Consider the following 916-nt stretch of genomic DNA (forward strand, 5'->3'; position numbering starts at 1 on the left):
AAGTGACGGTTTAAAAACTTCATAGCAACTTTCGGGTCCAATCATTTTTGATGTTTTGGAGCGATTGACGATGTGGACGCAAGAGAATCGAAGCCGGCACCAGCAGGTAAGAACCGCGCTCAAACGTGGCTACCCCACGGATGTAAAAGATGACGAGTGGCGGCTGATCGCGCCACTGTTACCAAGGCAAGCGAAGACGGGAAGACCTCGCAAGACGGATTTGCGTGCAGTGATCAACGCGCTGCGTTACATGGTGCGCTCCGGGTGCGAGTGGCGCATGTTGCCCAATGATTTCCCTCCTTATCAGACCGTCTATTACTGGTTCCGACGACTGATGCGGCACATGCTGTTTCGTACCATCCATGACTTGGCGCTGATGCTTGATCGCTTATGCAATGAACGGGAGGTGCTTCCAAGTGCTGGCATTGTCGATAGCCAGAGCGTGAAAGCGCCAGGCGCGCGAACGCGAGGTTATGACGCCAACAAGAAACTCAGCGGTCGTAAACGCCATATTGCGGTCGATACGGATGGTCGCTTGCTGGCGGTGAACCTGACGCCAGCCGATATCGCCGACTCCACTGGTGCCCAGATGGTGCTCGACGGCTTGATCAAACGCTGGCCTTGGGTAAAGCATCTGTTTGGGGATGCGGCATACGACCGCAGACAGTTGATGGACAAGGCCGCGTTTCTCGACTTTACAGTGGAAGTAGTGCGGCGTCTGCAGGGGCAGCAAGGTTTCGCTGTTCAGCCAAGACGCTGGGTGGTCGAGCGAACCTTTGCATGGCTGATGCGTTATCGGCGCTTGGTGCGCGACTATGAGCAGCGCATTGATGTGTCGGAAAACATGATTTACCTGGCCATGGGATCGTTACTGCTGCATCGACTAAATTTCCGCTAAGTTATTAAACCGTCTCTT

At 54.3% G+C, this 916-nt stretch carries 1 protein-coding gene; it reads left to right on the plus strand.

The annotated features are described in order from the left end of the window. Positions 1–70: 70 nt before the first annotated feature. The gene (locus GJA_RS25455) at positions 71–898 is read left to right on the plus strand and encodes an IS5 family transposase (RefSeq protein WP_038497996.1); all 828 of its coding nucleotides are present in this window, start codon (positions 71–73) and stop codon (positions 896–898) included. Positions 899–916 lie beyond the last annotated feature (18 nt).

Origin of the sequence: Janthinobacterium agaricidamnosum NBRC 102515 = DSM 9628, assembly GCF_000723165.1 — a bacterium.
Classification (GTDB): domain Bacteria; phylum Pseudomonadota; class Gammaproteobacteria; order Burkholderiales; family Burkholderiaceae_D; genus Janthinobacterium; species Janthinobacterium agaricidamnosum.

Coding starts and splice junctions, on each gene's coding strand:
- GJA_RS25455 (WP_038497996.1), top strand. CDS start 71: ATGTGGACGCAAGAGAATCGAAGCCGGCACCAGCAGGTAAGAACCGCG.